The organism is Cupriavidus sp. KB_39 (assembly GCF_052114485.1).
Taxonomy (GTDB): Bacteria; Pseudomonadota; Gammaproteobacteria; order Burkholderiales; family Burkholderiaceae; genus Cupriavidus.
This window is the reverse complement of sequence record NZ_JBFREV010000025.1, coordinates 1-20,641: the sequence shown is the minus strand read 5'-3', so window position 1 is coordinate 20,641 and position 20,641 is coordinate 1. Positions and strand designations below refer to the sequence as shown.

Sequence of the window (20,641 nt, the reverse complement as noted above, 5' to 3'; positions counted from 1 at the left end):
AAAGGCTACTGGTACGGACAGGGGCGGCTCGGGAACGATCGGGCAAAAACAGGTGACAGGTAAATCAGGCCGCAGCGCGCTGCTGGAGCACTTCCAGCGCGGGCAGCGTCTTGCCTTCCAGGAACTCCAGGAAGGCGCCGCCGCCGGTGGAGATATAGCCCACGCGGTCGGCGATGTGGTACTTGGCGATGGCGGCCAGCGTGTCACCGCCRCCCGCRATCGAGAAACCCTTGGAATTGGCGATGGCCTCGGCCAGCACCTTGGTGCCGTTGCCGAACTGGTCGAACTCGAACACGCCCACCGGGCCGTTCCAGACGATGGTGCCGGCGGCCTGGAGCTGGTCCGCCAGCTGGGCGGCGGTCTTGGGGCCGATGTCGAGGATCATGTCGTCGTCGGTCACGTCCTTGACGTCCTTGACCGTGGCGGCGGCCGTGGCGCTGAATTCCTTGGCGCAGACCACGTCCACCGGAATCGGCACCGAGGCGCCACGGCGGGCCATGATGTCGATGATGGCCTGGGCGTCGCCAACCAGGTCGTGCTCGGCCAGCGACTTGCCGATCTTCAGGCCGGCGGCCAGCATGAAGGTGTTGGCGATGCCGCCGCCGACGATCAGCTGGTCCACCTTGTCCGCCAGGGACTTGAGGATGGTCAGCTTGGTGGAAACCTTGGAGCCGGCCACGATGGCGACCAGCGGGCGGGCCGGCTGGCCCAGCGCGCGGCCCAGCGCGTCGATCTCGGCCGCCAGCAGCGGGCCGGCGCAGGCCAAKTGTGCGTACTTGGCGATGCCGTGCGTGGTGGCCTCGGCGCGGTGCGCGGTGCCGAAGGCGTCGTTGACGTAGACRTCGCACAGCTTGGCCATCTTCTGGGCCAGTTCRTCGCTGTTCTTCTTCTCGCCCTTGTTSACGCGGCAGTTCTCGAGCAGCACCACCTGGCCGGGCGCCACGTCCACGCCATCGACCCAGTTCTGCACCAGCCGCACGGGCTTGCCGAGCAGTTCGGACAGGCGTTCGGCGATCGGGGCCAGCGAGTCCTCGGGCTTGAATTCACCCTCGGTCGGGCGGCCCAGGTGGGACGTCACCATCACGGCCGCGCCGGCCTTCAGGCAGGCCTCGATGGCCGGCACCGACGCACGGATGCGGGTGTCTTCCGTGATCTTGCCGGCATCGTCCTGTGGCACGTTCAGATCGGCGCGGATAAACACGCGCTTGCCGGAGAGATTGCCTTGGGAGATGAGATCGGTGAGACGCAGGACAGAGGTCATGGCGAGTAGAAACGGGACTGGGCGGTACGCCAACAGCACGCGGCCGCGTTGGAAATCGGGGAAACCGGCATTTTACCTGATCGCCGTCACGGTTTTATGCGATTGCCCCTCGAAATGACGCTCACATCACTAATACCCACCCCGTGGGCGAAAGTGCCAGGAGCGCATCGGACTTCACTGCAAACCCCCTCGAAAGAAGGGTACAGGTATCTCTGGCGGGCTGCCCCGGTTGGGGTAATGTACGCCCTAATGTACTAAACGTATGCACCGCCAGACACGCATCGCAAAGGTCGCATATTTGGTACATCGCATCATCAGTTGCAGCCAGCGAGCCGGCATCGACCGGCAATAACAAAAAGCCATCCCACCCGACCCGCCCCGTTTCGAGGGCACCGGCGGCCGGATGGTCCATTGTCGTGAATGCAGGGGTAGATCCGATGGACCAAGCAAGCATGCACGGGGCAATCCGTGGGCTTTACGAAGGCATTCTGGACCCCGGCGCGTGGCACAAGAGCCTGTGCGCGCTGACCGATATGGCGGGTAGCGCACATGCGTCGATGATGGTGTGGGACACCGTGCGCGACCAGGTCACCGTCAACGAGATCGTCAATCCGGTGCCGGAACTGTTCACTGCGTACGAGAACGAGTACCAGGCCATCGATCCAGCCAAGATCTTCGCCCCCCGGCTGGTGCCCGGCGCCTGGTATATCGATGCACGCGACCTCGGCCCGCAGGCCATGGCGCGGCATCCGTTCTACTGCGACTTCTTCAACCGTTTCGACCTGCGCTCCTACGTGGCCTGCCTGGTGGAACGACAGCCCCACTACGAAGTGTATTTCTCGATGCAGCGCGCGTTGAGCCAGGACGCCTTCTCGGGCGAGGACACCCGTGCGCTCGACTGGGTGGTGCCGCATATGCGCAGCGCCATCGCCCTGCGCGAACGCACCATGGGGCTGTCCACGCTGGCGTCGGTGTCCGCGCGGCTGCTGGAGCGGCTCGCCTTCGCCGTGGCCGTCTACACGCCGGACCGCCACCTGCTGCTGGCCAATACCGCCGGCGAGCGCTGGGCGCGCCGGCTCGACCCCACTGGCAAGACCGGCGACTGGCGCCTCTCGCGCGGTTTTGCCGAGATGGTCCAGGCCGCCTGCCATCCCCACCAGCCGCAAGCCGCGCAGGCCGCGCGCGCCACCGACAAGACCGGCGCCATGGCCGAGGTGCTGGTCCTGCCCTTGCCGCCCTCCCACATCCTCGCCGCCTCCTGGCAGCAACCCGCCGCGCTGGTGGTGGTGCACGAGGCCGGCGCCCCATCCGTGCTGCTCGATACCGTGCTGCGCGACCTGTACGCGCTCACGCCGGCCGAGACGCGGCTGGCCACGCGGCTGGCCTGCGGCGAAGGACTACCCGAGGCGAGCCGACAGATGCGCATCCGCCACGAGACCGCGCGCACACAGCTCAAGTCCATCTTCCTGAAGACGGGCTGCGGCAGCCAGGCCCGCCTCACGCAGATGCTGACCCGGCTCGCCACCACGCTCGAGGGCGGCTAGCGCCCTCCCCTGCATCGCCCCTTGCCCCTGTCGCGCCCCCGCGGCAGGCATGCGAAGTCTTGACGCGCGCCCGCCTCACCGGAACCGGGCATACCTTCGCGCGCCACGCCGGACCCCAAGGCATGAACGACGGACAAATGCACGAGACCATTCGAAGTCTCTACCAAGGTGTTTTCGAAACGGGCGCCTGGCAGCGGAGCCTGGTCGCCCTGTGTGGCGCGAGCGGCAGTTCGCAGGCGTCGCTGATCGTGCGCAACCGGGCGCTGGACCGCGTGGTGGTGACCCACGCCGTCGACTACAAGCCGGACGCCATGGAGGCCTACACCTCCCACTACTACCAGTTCGACCCGAGCCGGCCGTTCGCCGAGCGCCTTGGCGTGGGCGACTGGTATATCGACCATCGCGACGTGGGCGAGCAGGTCATGCGTGCCAGCCCGTTCTATGGCGAGTTCCTGCGCGACCTCAATATCGCGTCGGTCATGTCGTGCCTCATCGAGCGGCATCCCACCTACGAGATCTACCTGTCGCTGCAACGGCCGCTCGACGCCAATGTCTACGCGGAAGCGGATGCCCTGGCGCTGGACTGGGTGATTCCGCACCTGCGCGATGCCCTCGGCCTGCGCGAGCGCATGCAGGAGCTGGCCACGCGGGGGCGATTGTCGGAAGACATGCTGAACCGGCTGCCCTTCGGGGTGGTGGTGTTCGATCTGGCCGGCAAGCCGCTGTTCGCCAACCAGTCCGGCGAGCCGTGGGTGCGGCGCCTGATGCCGGCCGCCTTCTTCGGGCCGCGCGCCAGCGCGCCGACGGACAGCGCCTTCTGGCAGTTCTCGCGCCCGTTTCCCGAGGTGCTTCGCGCCGTGGCCGCGCCGGACACCCTGCAGGCCGCGCAGGCCATCCAGGCCGCCGGGCCGGATGGCCGCACCGCGCAGATCGTGACGCTGGCGCTGGCGCCGATGGCGCAGAGCCTGCCSGGCATGGAGACCCACACCGTGCTGGCCGCCATCCACGAACGCTATGGCACGCCGCGCGCCATGCCGGCCATCCTGCGCGACCTCTTCGGCCTCACGCCGGCGGAAACGCGGCTGGCCGCGCTGCTGACGCAGGGCGTTGGCCTGCCGGACGCGTGCGCGCAGCTCGGCATCAAGCGCGAAACCAGCCGCACGCAGGTCAAGTCGATCTTCAACAAGACCCGCACCAGCACGCAGGCGCAGCTGGCGCATCTGCTGACCCGGCTCAGCACGATGCTGACCGAGCCATCGCGCTATTAGTTAACAGTGGGGATCAGAAGGCTCAGGTGAGCAGCCGCAGCGCGGTGTACACCGCCATGCCGACCACGATCATCCCGACCATGCGGCGCGTGAACAGGTAGAACACCGTGGCGGCGATGCCGGCCATCAGCTTGGCGTTCATCGGCGAGATCGTGAAATGGCCCTGCCAGGTCATGAATTCCGGCACGATGATGGCCGCCAGCGCCGCCGCCGGGGCGTAGCGCAGCGCGCGCTGGAGCCGGTCCGGCACGCTCACGCGCTCGCCGGCCATCAGGAACAGCGCCCGCGTGAGCACCGTCACCACGGCCATGCCGACGATGGCGATCCAGGTTTCGACGTGGCTCATGCCCGGTCTCCGGTCTGGGGTTCCGGCTGCGACTCGGATATCGCGCGGGCCCCGGCCTCGGCCTTGGCCTTGTCCTTCCGCGCGCGAATGCCGCGCAGCGTGGCGCGCGCGGCCAATTCGTCGCTGGCCATGCCGGCCGCCAGCGCGCCCACCACGGCCACCACCAGCGCCAGCCGGTACGGCAGGTCGAAGCACAGCAGCGCCAGCACGGCGGACACCACCACGGCCATCAGCGTGGAGCGCGAGTTGATCGTGGCGATCATCACCGGAATCAGCGCCATCACGCCGGCCAGCCCGAGGCCCCAGGCGTCCGGGAACACGCTGGCCAGCAGGATGCCGAGCAGCGACGAGACCTGCCAGGTGGCGCAGTTGACCAGCGCCATCCCCCAGAAATAGCCCTCCTTGCCCGGCGCGTAGCCCGGCTCGACGTACTTCTGCATGAAATAGACGAAGTGGAGGTCGCCGTTGAAGAAGCCCAGCACGGTGCGCCGGCCCAGCGGCAGGTAGCTGAAGTGCGGCTGGAGCGCCGCGCTGAAAATGACGAAGCGCAGGTTGACCACGGCGGCGGTCAGCCAGATGGTCCAGATCGGCAGGCCGGCCGCGAACAGCGGCAGTACGGCCAGCTGGGCGGAGCCGGCGTAGACCAGCAGCGACATGCCGATGGCCTCGGGCACGGTCAGCGCCGACTTGCTCATGGCCACCCCGGTGACCAGCCCCCACGAGAACACCGCGGGCAGGGAAGGCGCGAAATAGCGTGCGCCGTCGAGAAAACCGTTGCGCTCCACCTCGGCAAATCGATGCCAGAGGCGCAACCACACCGGGGACGACTGTCGGGGTGTCATAGCAGAGGGCGAGAAGGGTACGGCCAGCGCGGGGAGCGGGGCCGTCGGGGGCACCGCCGGCATCGCGCCGGCGGCAAAGCAGACATTATAGGCGCGTGCCCGCMGCWGGTAAGCGGYGGCTTAAAAGTGCACGCACCGAGTGTTGTTTCGTGGAGAATCGGGGCCCCGGCGCCCCTCCTTCCTCACCCAGCCGCTATGCCGGGCGGCTCGTGGGCGCCAGCGGCGCGGCTTCGGCGGCAGGCGCGTTGGTCGGATCCATAGCCGGGTCCGTCTCGTCATCCCCGCCGCCGGCCTGTCCCAGATCGATGCCTGACGTCTCCGGCAGCAACGCCGCCGAGACCATCACCACCGCGTAGCCCACCCCGGCCACCATKGCGATGGCCAGCGCCAGCGAGGTCCGCCCGCTGTTGAGCCAGCCCACGGCGAGCGGAAAGAACGAGCCGATCACCCGGCCGAGGTTGTACGACACGCCATACCCCGTGGCGCGCACGGCACTYGGGTACGACTCCGAGATCGTCGCGCCAATCCCCGAGAACACGCCCTGCATCAGCACCCCGAGCGGGAAGCCGAGGAACAGCATCGACGTATTGCTGACCGGAATCACCATATAGATCATCGCCATGACGAAAGCGCCGGCGGCGAACGCCATATAGGTCACGCGGCGGCCCCAGCGGTCCGTGGCGTAGGCGCCGGCCACGTAGCCGACCAGCGAACCGAGGATGGTCACCGCCAGGTAGGAGCTGGTGCCGAACACGGACAGCCCCCGCTCGGTCTTCAGGAAGGTGGGCAGCCAGGTGGCGATGGCGTAGTAGGCGCCCAGCATGCCGCCCGACAGCAGGCTGCACAGYACGGTCTTGCGCAGCAGCGGSGCGCGGAACACGCGCGCGAGATCGGCCCCCGGCGAGACCTTGCCGCGTGCGGCCCGGCTCTTGAGGAAGACTTCCGGCTCCTGCAGGTTGCGGCGCAGGTAGATCACCACCAGCGCCGGCAGGATGCCGAGGAAGAAGCAGACGCGCCACGCCGTTTCCGGCTCGAACAGGTTGAACGTGATGGCGTAGGCGATGGCCGCCCCGCCCCAGCCGAACGAATAGCTGCTGGCGGTGAAGCCCGAGTACTTGCCGCGATGGGCCGGATTGCGGATCAGCTCGGTCACCAGCACCATGCACAGCGACGATTCGCCGCCGAAGCCCAGCCCCTGGAGCATGCGGAACACCAGCAACTGCTCGGGCGAATTCGCCATGCCGCAGAGGAAGCACGACACCGCGAACACGATGATGGTCCAGCGCAGCACGCGCACGCGGCCGAAGCGGTCCGCCAGCAGCCCGGCGCCCACCGCGCCAACCAGCGACGAGACCAGCGTCCAGGTGACGATGGCGCCCGCCATCGACTTGCTCATGCCCCACTGCGCCAGCAGCGTGGAGATGAGGAAGGAATAGATCATGAAGTCGAACACATCGACCGCATGACCGAGAAACGCGCCGTAGAACCCCTTGCGCTCGGCGCGCGACAGCTCCTTGAACCAGTCCATCATGATGGTTTCCTCCCAGTCTTCCGTTGTTATCGATCGATGCCGGCCGATGCCAGCCCGCGCGGCGGTTGGTAGCCGTAGCCGGCGGCCTCCAGCAATTGGGCGAAGCGCAGCGAGGTGAGATCGCCCCAGCGCCGCGCCACGATCTGCACGCCGCACGGCAGGCCGTCCCCCGCCGGGCCGATCGGCGCCACCGTGGACGGCAACCCGCACAGCCCCGAATGGCCGGCCCAGAACAGTTGCGTGGTCAGCGGCATCGGCTGGCCGTTCACCGGCAGCGTGCGCTGCCACGGCTCGCCGGCTTCGTCGAGCGGGAACGCGGTGGTGGCGGCGGCCGGGCACAGCAGCACGTCGTAATCGGCAAAGAAGCGGCGCCAGCTTTCGGCAAAACGGTCGCGCGCGGCCTGCAGGCGGAGCCAGTCGCGATGGGTCAGCGTGACGCCGGTGAACTGCAGCGTGGCGTAGTCGTCACCCGCATCGGGCTGGGTRCGGGCCAGCGCGTCGGCGAAGGCGGCGTCATCCATATAGACGGCGGTCGTGGCGCGCAGCAGCAGCACATAGGTGCGCCACAGCGCGGCGGCGTCGAAGTCCGGGCGCACGTGCCAGTCCACCTTGGCGCCCTGCCCGGCCAGCCAGTGGCCGAGCGCCTCGATGGGCTGGCTGACGGTGGCATCGACATCGGCCAGCGGATGCGTCGGCAGCACCGCCACGCGGAAGTCGGCCAGACGCTGGTGCGGGCAGACCGGCAGGTCCAGCCGCCAGGCGGGCGCGAGGTCCACGTCCGGGCCGGCGATGGCGCGCAGCACCAGTTCGAGGTCGCGCGCGCTGCGGGCGACCGGGCCGGCCACGTTGATGTCCTGCTCGGCAAACCCGGCCGGCGCGTTGCCGTGGCCGCGCAGCGGCACCAGCCCGTGACTGCTCTTGTGCGAGAACACGCCGCAGTAGTGCGCCGGGTTGCGCAACGACGAGCCGATATCGGAGCCCACATCGAAAAAGCTCATGCCGGCGCAGACCGCCGCCGCGCTGCCGCCCGAGGAACCGCCGGGCGTGCGCGTCGGATCGTGCGGATTGCGCGTGGTGCCGTAGATCGCGTTGTAGCTCTGCCAGTCGCGCAGGCCCAGCGGCACATTGGTCTTGCCGAGCAGGATCGCGCCCTGCGCGCGCAGGCGCTGCACCACCACGGCGTCGCGCTCGGCACGATGATCGGCGCGCGCCGGGCTGCCGCAGGTGGTGGGCCAGCCGGCCACGTCGAACGATTCCTTGATCGAGAACGGCACGCCGTCCARCGGCCCGAGCGCCGCGCCGGMCTGCCGGCGGCGGTCGCTCTCACGGGCTGCGGTGTGCGCGGCATCGAAGTCGGGCAGGACAAGGGCGTTGATCGTCGCATGATGGGCGACCCACGCGGCGTGGCAGGACGCGACCAGCGCCTGCGCGGTGGTCTCGCCACGGGCAAGCCGGTCGGCGGCYACCCAGATCGGCAAAAAGCAGTCGTCCAGCCGGCCAGGGTCGGCCGGTGGCAGGTCAGGCAGGGTCACGTGCGCTCCGTGTGTTGTCTTGGGCCGGCGCGTGGGCGCGGCGGCCTGAGGGGGCWTATCGATACGGCGGCGRATACAGCAATCGGTATACTATATTCACAAATCCAAAATTCACAAGGCAGTATTTGTGCCAAGGTGATTTGCACCGCAACAAGGCAGGATGCGGCTTTTCGGGGGATGGGCGCATGCGGGCRCGTGTGCGCTGCACCATCATCGGGAGCGCTTTGGTATACCGTTTGGTGCGAGAGGAGATTAGCGCCGCAGCAGGCCGACCAGTTCGTCGATGTCGGGCAAGGCGGCGGCGCGGCCCGTGGCTTCGCCTTCGGTGGCGTCGAGCACGCCGTCCGCCAGGGCGCGCTTGCCTTGGTGGAGGTCCACGATCCGTTCCTCGATGGTCCCGGCGGTAATCAGCCGGTAGACCGTGACCGGCCGCTGCTGGCCGATGCGGTGCGCGCGGCCCATCGCCTGATCCTCGGCGGCGGGATTCCACCAGGGGTCGGCAATCACGATGTAGTCGGCCGCCGTCAGGTTCAGGCCGAAGCCGCCGGCCTTCAGGCTGATCAGGAAGACATCGCCCGCCCCACCCTGGAACGCGGCCACGCGGCGCGTGCGTTCGCCGGCCGGCGTGGCGCCGTCCAGGTACTGGTAGGCCAGTCCCGCCTCATCCAGCGCGCGCCGCATCAACTGGAGGAAATCGACGAACTGGCTGAACACCAGCGTCTTGTGGCCGTTGGCGGCCAGCGTGGCGGCCAGTTCGGCGAAGGCGCGCACCTTGGCGCCCGGCGCGGCCACCTCGGGCGTGGCCAGACGCGGRTCGCACGCGGCGCGGCGCATGCGCATCAGTTGGGCCAGCACGTGGATGCGGGCGTCGGGTTCGGCCGGCGCTGCCGGCTGTGCCTTGCGGCCCTTCCTGGCGGGCGGCCGTAGCAGCGCGCGCTCGGCCTCGGACAGCGCCTGACGGCGCAGGGCCTCGTAGTGGGCGGCCTCAGCCGGCTCGGGCTCCACGCGGATCACGAGTTCGGTGCGCGGCGGCAGTTCGTCCAGCACCTGCGCCTTGGTCCGCCGCAGCACGAACGGCGCGATCATGCGCCGCAGCCGCACGCGCGGCTCCCGCGCGCCATTGCGCTCGATCGGGTTGGCAAAGTGTTCGTTGAAGCGGACCAGCGACCCGAGCAGCCCCGGGTTGCAGAACCGCATCACGGCCCAGAGTTCGGACAGCCGGTTCTCGATCGGCGTGCCGGAAAGCGCCACGCGGCAGTCGGCGGCCAGCGCAAACATGGCCTGCGCGCGGCGCGAGGACGGATTCTTGATCGATTGCGCCTCGTCGGCGATCACCGTGTGCCAGCGCCGCGCGCCGAAATCCTTGCGCGCCTGCTGGAGCAGTTGGTACGAGACGATCACGAGGTCATGGGCGCCGGCCTGCTCGACGATGGCCACGCGGTCCCCCTCGGCATAGAGATGGACGTTGAGCGTAGGGGCGAAGCGGCGCGCCTCGGCGGCCCAGTTGCCGCACACCGAGGTCGGCGCCACGACCAGCGCCGCGCCGTCGGCAGCACGCGCCAGCAGCAGCGCGAGCGACTGGAGCGTCTTGCCCAGCCCCATGTCATCGGCCAGACAGGCGCCGAAACCGGCCTCGGCCAGCGCCATCATCCAGCGGTAGCCTTCTTCCTGATAAGGACGCAGTTCGGTCGCCAGCGTGGCGGGCACGGCGGCGTCCGCCTCCCGCGCGGCCCGCAGCCGGCGCACGCGTGTGCGGAAGTGCGCATCCGGGTCCACGCCGGCGCCGGCCAGCACGTCGTCCAGCCASGGCGCGGCCACCAGCGGCACGCGGATGCCATCGCGCACACCATCCCCCACGCCGGCGAGGTCGCGCAGGCGGGCGCGCAACTGCCCGGTCAGCGCCACGTAGACGCCCTGCCCCATTGGCATGAACCGCCCGGCGTGGCCGTGCGCCCAGGCCACCAGCTTCTCGAGCGACATCACCAGCCCCTCGGCCACGCGCAGATGGCCGACGAGCTTGAACCACTCGCTGCCGGTTTCCACGCTGACGGCCAGTTGCGGGAGGTCGGCCGGCAGCAGGCGGATCTCGCGGCCACGCGGCCATTCGAGGTCGATCACGCCGGCAAGGCCGGGCAGCATCTCCACGGCGGTCAGGGCGTCTTCGGGATCGTCCAGCGTCCAGGTGTATTCGCCGCCGGGCGGCGAGGATTCGACCAGGAACGGCAGCGCGGCGAAGACTTCGGCCACGTGGGCCAGCTCGGCGTCCAGGTCGCGCTCGGTGGCCATCGCTTCGCCGGCGACGGTCGCCATCAGCTGCGCGCGGCCCGCGCCGGGCGCCAGCCGGGGCCCCATCGGGCCCAGCGGCGTGACCACCAGCCGCAGGCCGATGCCGCGCCCCACCGGCGCCACTTCGGCGCGCAGGCGGGTTTCCGGCTCGCGCAGGCGGGCTTCGCCCGAACTGTCGGCATGGATCTGGAAATGGCCGGCCAGCGCGCGCAGCGTGGTGTCCAGCCGGGCGTGGGCGTCGGCGGGCACGGCCAGCCCATCGGCAATCAGGCGGGCGGCCTGCTGCTGTGCGGCGGAGAAGCGGATCACGCGGAGGCGGCGTGGGCCGTCCTGGAGCACCGTGATCTGGCGCAGCGCCTCGGCTTCCTCGCGCGCGGCAGGGGGCAGCAAGTCTTCCATGGCGGGCGCGGGACGCAGCGGGGGGGCGATGCGGAGCACGTAGCGGTCGCCGCCGTTGCCAACCTCCCGGACCGCTTCCAGCGTGGGCGCGGCCTCGGTGACCTCCATCGGCACAGTCGGCGCGTGGGACAGCACCACCCCGGGGTGCCCCACCAGCGCCATCACGGCGGCGGCGCGGTCCAGCACATGGCGGCGGTTGCGCGAGCGGTCGCGGCGGATGGCCCGGGCCACGCGGGCGTCCCACGGCGCCAGGGTGTCGTCCTCGGCTACCCGGGCCAGCGGGATCGGCCGGGGCTTGCCCCAGCCGCGCGGGCCGTAGGCCTGCTCCAGCGGCTCCACCAGYCCCGGCACCCCATCGGCATCGACGGTCAGCGCCCACAACAGGCGGCGCCGGCCGCCCTCGACAGGGGCTTCCGCGCCGGCCAGCGCGGCCAGTTCGCCCAGCGCTTCCTGCCAGCGGTGATCGTCGTCGGGGGTGGTGGGGAGCGCGGACAAGGGCAAAAGGGGTAAAAAGAGAGGCCGGGAGGATCGGAACGGCGATTGTAGTCCCCCCGCCCGGCCGCGTTGGCACATCAGGGCGCGCGGCTTACAATGGCGGCCTTGTGACATTTCTGGTGCAGAGGGAGACAACCATGTCGATGGCGGATCGCGACGGCAAGATCTGGATGGACGGCAAGCTGATTGAGTGGCGCGATGCCAAGATTCACGTCCTGACGCACACCCTGCACTACGGCATGGGCGTATTCGAGGGCGTGCGCGCCTACAAGACGCCGGCCGGCACCGCGATTTTCCGCCTCAAGGAGCACACGCGCCGCCTGTTCAACTCGGCCAAGATCTTCCAGATGGCCATGCCGTTCGACGAAGCGACGCTCGAGGCCGCCCAGCGCGAGGTGGTGCGGGCCAACAATCTCGAGTCGTGCTACATCCGCCCGCTGGTCTGGATCGGCTCCGAGAAGCTCGGCGTGTCCGCCAAGGGCAACACCATCCACGTGGCCATCGCCGCCTGGCCGTGGGGCGCCTATCTGGGCGAAGAGGGGCTGGAGCGCGGCATCCGCGTCAAGACCTCGTCGTTCACGCGCCACCATGTGAATGTGTCGCTGGTGCGCGCCAAGGCGAGCGGCTACTACATCAACTCGATCCTGGCCAACCAGGAGGCCACCGGCCTCGGCTACGACGAGGCGCTGCTGCTCGACACCGACGGCTACGTGAGCGAGGGCTCGGGCGAGAACGTGTTCATCGTGCGCAATGGCGTGATCTACACSCCGGACCTGGCCTCGTGCCTGGACGGCATCACCCGTGACGCCACGCTGACCATTGCCCGCGACCTCGGCATCGAGGTGCGCGAAAAGCGCATCACGCGCGACGAAATGTACTGCGCCGACGAAGCGTTCTTCACCGGCACCGCCGCCGAAGTCACGCCGATCCGCGAACTGGACGACCGCGTGATCGGCGAAGGCCGTCGCGGCCCGGTTACCCAGCGCATCCAGGAAGCGTTCTTTGCCGCCGTGGGCGGCACGGACGAGAAGTACAAGAAGTGGCTGACGCTGGTCTGAGCACCGGCGCCATCCCGATCATTTAAAACAAGCCAGTCACCCTGCAAGCCAAACGCAACACCATGACGCAAACCGCATCCGTCGTCGAAATCGGCGCTGAAGACATGCCCCTCCACTGCCCCACGGGGAACACCCCGACGTGGAACTACCATCCCCGCGTGTTCCTGGACGTGGCCGACACCGGCGAGGTGAAATGCCCGTACTGCGGCACCGTGTACAAGCTCAAGCCGGGCACCGTGCTGAAGGGCCACCACTGAGATCGCGTCCGAGGCACGCGGCCCACGCCGCGCGCCGCCGCACCCCCCTCCCGCCCCGGGCCGCGTTGCGCCCCGGGGCGTTGGCATGTCCGGGCCACGCATCACCCACAATATGAAAAAAGCCCTCGTCATCGCCCCGAACTGGATCGGCGACGCGCTGATGGCGCAGCCGCTGTTCGCGCTGCTCAAGGCGCGCCATCCCCGCATGGTCATCGACGCCCTCGCCCCGAAATGGGTGGCGCCGGTGCTCGCACGCATGCCCGAGATCGGCACCGTGTTCCCGAGCGATCTCGCGCACGGCAAGCTGCAGCTCTCGGCCCGGCTGATGTTCGCGCAGCAGCTCAAGCATGAGGGCTACGACGTGGCCTATGTGCTGCCGAATTCACTCAAATCGTCGCTGATTCCGTTCCTGGCCGGCATTCCGCTGCGCATCGGCTATCGCGGCGAGGCGCGCTTCGGCATGCTCAACGTGCGCCACGCCAATCCGCCGCGCGACAAGCGCCCGCCGATGGTGGAGCACTACGCACGGCTGGCCCTCAAGCCCGGCGGGCGCCTGCCCGAGCACATCCCCGATCCGCAGCTGCGCGTGAAGCCCGAGCGCATGGCCGCCACGGCCGAGCGCTTCGGCATCGCGCCGCAGACCCGGGTGATCGCCTTCTGCCCCGGCGCGGAGTTCGGCCCGGCCAAGCGCTGGCCGGCCGCGCACTTCGCCGAACTGGCGCAGATGCTGCGCCGCTCGTTCCCGTATGCGCAGATCATCACGCTCGGCTCGGCCAAGGATGCCGAGATCGCGGCGGAGATCGTCGCCGGAGCGCCGTTCGTGCGCAACCTGTGCGGCCAGACCTCGCTGGACGACGCGGTGGACCTGCTCGCCCTGTCCGAAGCCGCCGTCTGCAACGACTCCGGCCTGATGCACGTGACCGCCGCACTGAACCGGCCCCAGGTGGCCGTTTTCGGCTCCAGCGACCCGCGCCATACGCCCCCGCTGTCACAGGCTGCGAGTATCATGTGGCTGCAACTCGAGTGCAGCCCCTGCTTCAAACGCGAGTGCCCGCTGGGCCACCTGCGCTGCCTGAAGGACATCGAACCCGAAATGGTGTTCGTCGAGTTGCGCAAGCTCCTGCATCGACCCTGACCACGCCAACATGCCCCGTTTCGCCCGACTGTTCGATTCCGCCGAAGACATCGTCGATGCCTTCCGCGAAGCCATGAAACTGCGCGATGCCGATGGCGCGCTGCGCCTCTGGCTGGACGAGGATTCGGTCACGTGCGTGATGCCCGACGGCCAGCGCCTGATCGGCCACGACCACCTGCGCCAGGCCTTCATGCTGCTGCTGGAGGAACAGCCGGTGCTGATCGACGCCATCGAGACCAGCAGCCATGCCTCGCTCGGCGTGTCGATCTTCGACGTGACCGAGGCGCTGCGCTTTGGCGCGGACCGCGTGGAAGCGGACCTCTACGTGCACACCACCTACGTGCTGATGCAGAACCACGAGGGCTGGCGCCTGGCCCACATCCACTGCAGCCCGGCCAACGCGGTGCAGGTAGCCGCCGTGGCCGCCGCCCCGGGCCAGGCGCTGCACTGACCACTTCGACGTGATGGGCCTGAAGCTGGGCGCCCCCTTCGGCGAGACCTTCCACACGCCGTGGTGGCTGCGCGGCGGCCATGCCCAGACCATCCTGGCGGCCCGCTTCACGCGGCACCGGCGCGTCACGTTCCGGCGCGAACGCTGGGACACCCCCGATGGCGACTTCATCGACGTCGACTGGACCACGCACCCGGTAGCGCCGGGCGCCCCGCTGGTGGTGATGTTCCACGGCCTCGAGGGCGACTCGAACAGCCACTACGCCCAAACCCTGATGGACGCGCTGCGCGCACGCGGCTGGCAGGGCGCCATTCCACATTTCCGGGGCTGTTCGGGCGAGCTGAACCGCGCGCCGCGCTTTTATCATTCGGGCGATTCCGCCGAGATCCGCTGGGTGCTGGAGCGGCTGCGCCAACGGGTGCAGCCCGGACGGGCGGAAGGACAGCGCATGCTGGCAGTCGGCATCTCGCTCGGCGGCAATGCCCTGCTGCGCTATCTGGGCGAGGAAGGCCACGGCGCGCGCTTCCTCTCGGCGGCGGCGGCCATCTCGGCCCCGCTCGACCTCGCGGCGGGCGGCGCGGCGCTCTCCCAGGGCTTCAACCTGATCTATACCCGGATGTTCCTGCAGACGCTGAAGCGCAAGTCGCTGGCCAAGCTCGACCAGTTTCCGGGCCTGTTCGACCGCGCGACGATGCTGGCGAGCCGCGACCTCTACGCCTTCGACAACGTGGTCACCGCGCCGCTGCACGGCTTCCGCGATACCGACGACTACTGGATGCGCGCCGCCAGCAAGCCGGTGCTGGGCGAGGTCCGCATTCCCACGCTGGTGCTGAACGCGCGCAACGACCCCTTCCTGCCCGGCCAGCACCTGCCGAGCCAGGCCGAGGTCAGCCCCGACGTGCTGCTGGAGCAGCCCGCGCACGGCGGCCACGTCGGCTTCATGACGCCCCGCGCCGGCGTGCTGGGCCACCTGCCGCTGTTCCCGGTGGCGGGCCATATCGAATGGCTGCCCACGCGCATCCTCGACTACTTCGACAGCGTGGGTGGAACGCGCCAGACGGCGTAGGAGACAACCATGGATGACATCGTCAAGCAGGCGATGGCCCGCTGGCCCAACGTGCCGAACGCGTACGGATGGCTGGCGCTGGACCGSCGCGGGCAATGGCGCCTGCGCAACGAGTTCGCSCAGGAGCACGGGCTGTCCGGCGACCCGATCCGCCACGAGGCGCTGATCCACTTCATCGAACGCAACTACACCCACGACGCGCGCGGCGCCTGGTTCTTCCAGAACGGACCGCAGCGGGTGTTCGTCTCGCTCGGCTACGCGCCGTGGATCGTGCGGATGCACGACGGCGCGCTGGCCACCACCACCGGGCGGCCGTTCAGCGTGACGGCCTGCCATGCCGACGAGCACGGCAACGTGGTGCTGGCGGGGACGGTGGAAGGTCTGGGGGATGGGGACGGAGATGGCGCGCCGGTGCAGGCCGCGCTGCTGCACGACCATGACCTCGATGCCTTCAGCAGCGCCTGCACCTGGCATGGCGAGGGGTGCGGTGCGGCGCTGGGGGTGTTCCATCACGCCGGGCGCGATTTCGACATCGAACCGATTGCCGAGGACGAGGTGCCGACGCGCTTCGGCTTCGTGCGAACACCTGCACCCGCACCGGAAGCCGAAGCTGGCTGAGGCCCAGCCTCAGTTCGGCATGCCCTTGTTGTCCTGCTTTTCCTCGCGGAACTGCAGCTGGAGCTGGTGCAGCCGCGCATCGACCTCGGACAGCGAGTAGAAATCGCCATCATTGGCCTTGCGGGCGATCTGCAATTGCTCGATGGCCGCCTGGTAGGACCCGTCCATCGCGTACTTCTCRGCCAGCGCCTGATGCTGCTGCAGCCGCTTGCCCTGCGCCGCGTAGGCGCGCGCGAGCAGCTCCCACCATTCGGCACGCGCCTTTTCCTCGCGCGTGCGGGCGCGCAGGAAGGTCACGGCGTCGCCCAGCTTGCCGGCGGCGACCAGCGAATCGGCATACGTCAGCGCCACGGCATGAGAGAGCGGGAACGCGCGCATCGAGGCGTTGGCCTGCGTCAGCGCTTCCTGCGGACGGCCCTCGGCGCGCGCCAGCTCGATCGCCATGACATCCAGCATCGGACTGCCCGAGGTGGCGGAYGGAATCGTGCCATAGAGCCGGCGCGCCTCGGCCAGCGCCCGKTCGGCATCCGCGTAGCGGCCCAGCCGCTGGTTGGCGAAGGCGATGCCGTARTAGATCGCCGGCTGCCGCACCGGCGAGGCGTTCGCCACTTGCGACTGGAACGTCTCCAGCACGTTGCGCTGGTCGTTGGGGGTGGTGGCCTGGATGACGCGCGCCCGCGCGCGCGCGAACTCGTATTCGGGCGTGTTGCCGACCTTGCGGGCGGTCACGTGGCGCACGCGGTCCTGCATGTCGGCGATCCGCTCGGAGGTCAGCGGGTGGGTGCGCACATAGGCCGGGATCGAGTTGTCCGAGATGCCGGTCACGCGCTGCAGCCGCGAGAAGAAATCGGGCATGCCCTGCGGGTCGAAGCCGGCAGCGGTCATGATCTGGAAGCCGACGCGGTCAGCCTCGCGCTCGGCCCCGCGCGAGAAGGACAGCTGGTTGGCCACGGCCGCGCCCTGCCCGCCCATCGCCAGCGCCGCCGCYGCRTCGCCGCTCTTGGTGGCSGCCAGCCCGGCCAGCACCATCGACGCCAGCGCGATCCACATCGACTCATCCTGCTTGGTGATGCCGCGCGCGATATGGCGCTGCATCACGTGGCCGATTTCATGGCCGAGCACGGAGGCAAGTTCCGATTCGGTCTCGGACTGGACCAGCAGCCCGGTATGCACGCCGATATAGCCGCCCGGCAGCGCGAAGGCGTTGATCGAGCGGTCCCGCACGCCAAACAGCTCGAAGCCGGTGGCGAAGGTGCCCGCGCCATTCGAACCGGCCACGTTCTGGCGGCGCGCGGCCTGCACCAGCCGGTAGCCGAGCGCGTTCAGGTAATCGTTGAGCAGGGCGTCCGAGACATAGTCGGTATCGCGGCGGATATCCCGCATGATCCGGTCGCCCAGCCGCCGCTCCATGTCCGGCGACAGCGATGCCGTGGACGGGTCGCCGAGGTCCGGGAGCTGCAGGCTGCCGCCCTCCACCACCGGGTTATTGGTCCGCAATCCGAATTCGGATTTCTGACCCGCCCTGACACTGCGGTTGAGATTGTCGTAGACCTGATCGCTGGCGTCGGGCACCAGCTCCGTAGTGGGCGCCGGCTGCTGCGAGGACGGCGCCAGCCGCGCGGCGGGCACGGTCAAGCCCTGCGGCCAGGCCGGCGCGGCCATGGTCAGCACGAGGGCGGCGGCCACGGCACGGGCAAGTGACGCGCGCATGGCGGGGGCGGCCAAAGCAGCGGGAGCGGTGTCGGCGGCGCGCGCCGGAGCGGGCAGGCGGCGGCGCCAGGAGGTCTTGGGCATATTGCTATGATAGCGGCCTCCGCCGCGCGTTCCCAATCCGGCAGACCCCTTGCCCCGCGTTGTTTCTCCGGATTGCGACGGGCGCTATTTCATYCCTCGAATTCTGACGCCATGAGCCAACTCACCCACTTCGACGCCGCCGGACRAGCCCATATGGTCGATGTCGGCAACAAGGCCAGCACCCATCGCGTGGCGGTGGCCACCGGCACCATCACCATGCAGCCGGATACCTTCGCGCTGGTGCGCGACGGCACCGCCAAGAAGGGCGACGTGCTCGGCATCGCCCGGGTGGCCGCGATCATGGCGACCAAGCGCACCTCCGACCTGATCCCCCTCTGCCATCCCATCGGCCTGACCAAGGTGGCGGTCGATTTCGCGCTGGACGAACCGAGTTCCACCATCGCCTGCGTGGTACGCACCGAAACCCACGGCCAGACCGGGGTGGAGATGGAGGCGCTGACCGGCGTGCAGGTGGCCCTGCTSACCATCTACGACATGTGCAAGGCGGTGGACCGGGGGATGGTGATGGGCAACGTGAAGCTGCTGGAAAAGCATGGCGGGAAGTCGGGGGATTGGGTGGCGGGCTGATTTGTCGCCCCGTGYCCCCCGTTGTCCCCCGTTGTCCCGCCCGTAATAAAGGTAACGCCGCATTTCCAAGCCCCCCGCGCCGGCGCCACTTCCGGAAAATTGGTATTGAATTACCAGCAAGGCCCGGCGCCGCCCGTCCACGGATCGGGCGGGTCGAGCGTTGAGGGTTAGGTAACAGGTCACAACGCCGGAAACGCCGCTTTCGGGATGTCGCCGGCACGCATGCAGCACATTGGGTAGGGGTACACATCATGAACGGGCGCAAGCTTTGCCAGATCGCCCTGGCTTTCGCGGCGGTGGCCTCGGCCGCTGTCAGCACGTCGGCCATGGCCGGCGGCCACTACCACGGGGGGCGCGCGCGCGTCGGCGTGGGCGTCTACGTGGGACCGGGCTGGGGAGGATGGGGACCCGGCTGGGGTCCAGGCTGGGGGCCCGGTTGGGGACCCTATGCCTATGGCCCCTACTACGGGCCCGGCTACTATCCGCCCGCCGTCGTCGCGGTGCCGGCGCCGAATCCGCCGCAGTACATCGAACAGGGCGCGGATGGCAATCCAGTGCCCGCGCCATCGGCCAGCGGCGCGCCGAATGACTCGCCCAACGCCTGGTGGTACCACTGCGATTCGCCCGAGGGCTTCTACCCGTACGTCCGCGAGTGTCCCACCGGCTGGCAGCGGGTGCCGCCGACGCCGTCTTCGTCCACCACGCCGCAGGGCCGTGTTCCGGGAGCGACGTCATGAATCCGCGCATCCTTCCCCTGTTGCTGGCGGGCACGCTGGGCCTTGGCGCCTGCGCGGTCATGCCGTCCGGCCCGAGCGTGATGGCGCTGCCGGGCACCGGCAAGACCTTCGACCAATTCCGTGGGGATGACTACAACTGCCGCCAGTTCGCATTCGGTCAGGTGGGCGGCGTAAGCGCCCAGCAGGCATCGAACACGGCCGCCGTGGGCAGCGCGGCCATCGGCACSGCACTCGGCGCAGCGGCCGGGGCGGCCTTCGACGGCGGTTCGGGCGCGGCCATCGGCGCCGGCGTGGGCCTGCTCACTGGCGCCGCCGTGGGGGCCGGGAACTCGTATAACGCGGGATATGGCTCGCAGCGGCAGTACGACGCCGCCTACGTCCAGTGCATGTACGCCAGCGGCAACCGCGTGCCGGTCTACGGGCAGATGGTGTCCACGCCGCGCGCCACCAGCTACGCGGCGCCGCCGTCGAACTACCAGCCCTACTATCCTCCGCCCCCGCCGCCCGGTTACGTGCGCTGACGGCTTCGGCCCTGGCTGGGTTTCGGCTCAGCCGTGGCCCTGCCGGGCGCGTACGCGMACCCAGGCGCAGAAGTCGCGCGGACGGTGCGCGTCGTCCATTTCCTCGCAAGCCTTGTCCAGCGTGTTGAACTGTGCGGCTTCGTCGCCCTGATAGTAATAGCGCAGGCGATCCATCCACAGCCGCGCGCGCTCTGGCTGGCCGGTCAGCGCCAGTAGCCACGCGGTGCGGCCGATCAGGTTCGGGGTGGGCAGCAGGTGCAGCGCGTCGAGGTGCCCGGGTAGCAATTCGGCGGCATTCTGGGCCGTGATGACGGTCCGCTCGATGGCCTCCGACGCGGCGTGCTGGCGGAACCAGTGGCGCGGCATCGGCAGGCCATCGCGCCGTTCATCGCTCGCATACTCGCGCGCCTCCACGCGACGGTAGTCCTGCCAGAGCGTGGTCAGGATGATGGCCGAGAGCGCGACGAAGGCGATGCCGATGACCATCGCCGCCGGCTTGGGGACGCGCAGTTTGCCGAAGCCGGACGGCTCCAGCCATCCCAGCAGGAAGCAGAACGGCAGGAAGAAGTAGAGGTAATGGAGCGGGTATTCGAGCATCGAATGCGCGCCGACCATCGCCAGCCAGAGCAGGATCACCACGGTCTGCGGGCGCTCCGTCGACGTCGCGCGCCACAGGCGGCTACGCACCACGCGCCACAGCCACGCCACCAGCAACACCCCCACGCCCGCCGTGCCCATCAAACCGGTCTTCGCCAGCAAATCCAGCACGGCGTTGTGGGCATGCAGGGACATCTCGGCCGTCACGCGCACCTGCGCCATCTGCTGGAACTGCGCCCAGCCGAACTCCCCGTAACCCACGCCGAGCAGTGGATGCAACCGGAACATCGCGACGGCATGCGCCCAGAGCGCGCC

General features: G+C 69.2%; 19 protein-coding genes. 11 read left to right on the top strand and 8 right to left on the bottom strand.

The annotated features are described in order from the left end of the window. Positions 1–64: 64 nt before the first annotated feature. Complete coding sequence (locus AB4Z27_RS18730; RefSeq protein ID WP_441645010.1) at positions 65–1,261, bottom strand: phosphoglycerate kinase; 1,197 nt, start codon at positions 1,259–1,261, stop codon at positions 65–67. Positions 1,262–1,698: 437 nt separating this feature from the next. On the opposite strand from AB4Z27_RS18730, the gene AB4Z27_RS18725 reads away from it, so the two are divergent. Further along, positions 1,699–2,805, top strand: a complete 1,107-nt coding sequence (locus AB4Z27_RS18725) for a helix-turn-helix transcriptional regulator (RefSeq protein ID WP_092292043.1) — start codon at positions 1,699–1,701, stop codon at positions 2,803–2,805. Positions 2,806–2,927: 122 nt separating this feature from the next. Continuing rightward, complete coding sequence (locus AB4Z27_RS18720; RefSeq protein WP_441645009.1) at positions 2,928–4,073, top strand: helix-turn-helix transcriptional regulator; 1,146 nt, start codon at positions 2,928–2,930, stop codon at positions 4,071–4,073. Between the two features lie 22 nt (positions 4,074–4,095). On the opposite strand, the gene AB4Z27_RS18715 is transcribed toward AB4Z27_RS18720, so the two are convergent. From AB4Z27_RS18715 to AB4Z27_RS18695, 5 genes are all read right to left on the bottom strand, one after another. Continuing rightward, complete coding sequence (locus tag AB4Z27_RS18715; RefSeq protein ID WP_092292039.1) at positions 4,096–4,419, bottom strand: AzlD domain-containing protein; 324 nt, start codon at positions 4,417–4,419, stop codon at positions 4,096–4,098. After that, a complete protein-coding gene (locus AB4Z27_RS18710; protein WP_441591762.1) occupies positions 4,416–5,261 on the bottom strand; it encodes an AzlC family ABC transporter permease in 846 nt (281 codons plus the stop codon). Before AB4Z27_RS18710 ends, AB4Z27_RS18715 begins: the two co-directional genes overlap by 4 nt. Positions 5,262–5,454: 193 nt before the next feature. After that, positions 5,455–6,792, bottom strand: a complete 1,338-nt coding sequence (locus AB4Z27_RS18705) for an MFS transporter (RefSeq protein WP_092292035.1) — start codon at positions 6,790–6,792, stop codon at positions 5,455–5,457. Between the two features lie 26 nt (positions 6,793–6,818). After that, the gene (locus AB4Z27_RS18700; RefSeq protein WP_441645008.1) at positions 6,819–8,324 is read right to left on the bottom strand and encodes an amidase; all 1,506 of its coding nucleotides are present in this window, start codon (positions 8,322–8,324) and stop codon (positions 6,819–6,821) included. A 252-nt stretch (positions 8,325–8,576) separates the two neighbouring features. Further along, positions 8,577–11,504 carry an SNF2-related protein gene (locus AB4Z27_RS18695; RefSeq protein WP_441645007.1) on the bottom strand — a complete coding sequence of 976 codons (2,928 nt, stop codon included), beginning with the start codon at positions 11,502–11,504 and terminating at the stop codon, positions 8,577–8,579. A 137-nt stretch (positions 11,505–11,641) separates the two neighbouring features. Here AB4Z27_RS18695 and AB4Z27_RS18690 point away from each other — a divergent pair, with 137 nt between their 5' ends. The 6 genes from AB4Z27_RS18690 (at position 11,642) to AB4Z27_RS18665 (ending at position 16,089) form a co-directional block, all read left to right on the top strand. Further along, the gene (locus AB4Z27_RS18690) at positions 11,642–12,562 is read left to right on the top strand and encodes a branched-chain amino acid transaminase (RefSeq protein WP_092292029.1); all 921 of its coding nucleotides are present in this window, start codon (positions 11,642–11,644) and stop codon (positions 12,560–12,562) included. Positions 12,563–12,624: 62 nt separating this feature from the next. After that, positions 12,625–12,819: a zinc-finger domain-containing protein gene (locus AB4Z27_RS18685; protein ID WP_092292027.1), complete on the top strand. Its 195-nt coding sequence runs from the start codon at positions 12,625–12,627 to the stop codon at positions 12,817–12,819. Between the two features lie 112 nt (positions 12,820–12,931). After that, on the top strand, positions 12,932–13,954 hold the full coding sequence (waaF, locus tag AB4Z27_RS18680; RefSeq protein WP_092292025.1) for a lipopolysaccharide heptosyltransferase II: 1,023 nt from the start codon (positions 12,932–12,934) through the stop codon (positions 13,952–13,954). A gap of 10 nt (positions 13,955–13,964) precedes the next feature. After that, positions 13,965–14,405 (top strand): YybH family protein, encoded by a 441-nt coding sequence (locus tag AB4Z27_RS18675; protein ID WP_092292023.1) that lies wholly within the window; start codon positions 13,965–13,967, stop codon positions 14,403–14,405. Positions 14,406–14,418: 13 nt separating this feature from the next. Continuing rightward, positions 14,419–15,471, top strand: coding sequence for a YheT family hydrolase (locus AB4Z27_RS18670; RefSeq protein ID WP_441645022.1), 1,053 nt, complete (start codon positions 14,419–14,421; stop codon positions 15,469–15,471). A 9-nt stretch (positions 15,472–15,480) separates the two neighbouring features. After that, on the top strand, positions 15,481–16,089 hold the full coding sequence (locus tag AB4Z27_RS18665; RefSeq protein ID WP_441591754.1) for a DUF2946 family protein: 609 nt from the start codon (positions 15,481–15,483) through the stop codon (positions 16,087–16,089). 9 nt (positions 16,090–16,098) lie between these two features. Here AB4Z27_RS18665 and AB4Z27_RS18660 read toward each other — a convergent pair whose 3' ends face one another. Then, entirely contained in the window at positions 16,099–17,883 is a 1,785-nt protein-coding gene (locus AB4Z27_RS18660) for a beta-barrel assembly-enhancing protease (protein ID WP_441645006.1), read from the bottom strand. A 111-nt stretch (positions 17,884–17,994) separates the two neighbouring features. Between AB4Z27_RS18660 and moaC the strand changes: the two genes are divergently transcribed. The 3 genes from moaC to AB4Z27_RS18645 all read left to right on the top strand — a co-directional run bounded on the left by moaC (position 17,995) and on the right by AB4Z27_RS18645 (position 19,729). Next, positions 17,995–18,471, top strand: a complete 477-nt coding sequence (moaC, locus tag AB4Z27_RS18655) for a cyclic pyranopterin monophosphate synthase MoaC (RefSeq protein ID WP_441645005.1) — start codon at positions 17,995–17,997, stop codon at positions 18,469–18,471. Positions 18,472–18,722: 251 nt separating this feature from the next. Then, complete coding sequence (locus tag AB4Z27_RS18650) at positions 18,723–19,208, top strand: hypothetical protein (RefSeq protein ID WP_092292013.1); 486 nt, start codon at positions 18,723–18,725, stop codon at positions 19,206–19,208. Beyond that, entirely contained in the window at positions 19,205–19,729 is a 525-nt protein-coding gene (locus tag AB4Z27_RS18645; RefSeq protein WP_092292011.1) for a hypothetical protein, read from the top strand. The genes AB4Z27_RS18650 and AB4Z27_RS18645 overlap by 4 nt, the downstream gene beginning before the upstream one ends. A 27-nt stretch (positions 19,730–19,756) precedes the next feature. Here AB4Z27_RS18645 and AB4Z27_RS18640 read toward each other — a convergent pair. Then, positions 19,757–20,641: PglL family O-oligosaccharyltransferase (locus AB4Z27_RS18640; RefSeq protein ID WP_441645004.1), on the bottom strand; the 885-nt coding region annotated here is incomplete at its 5' end.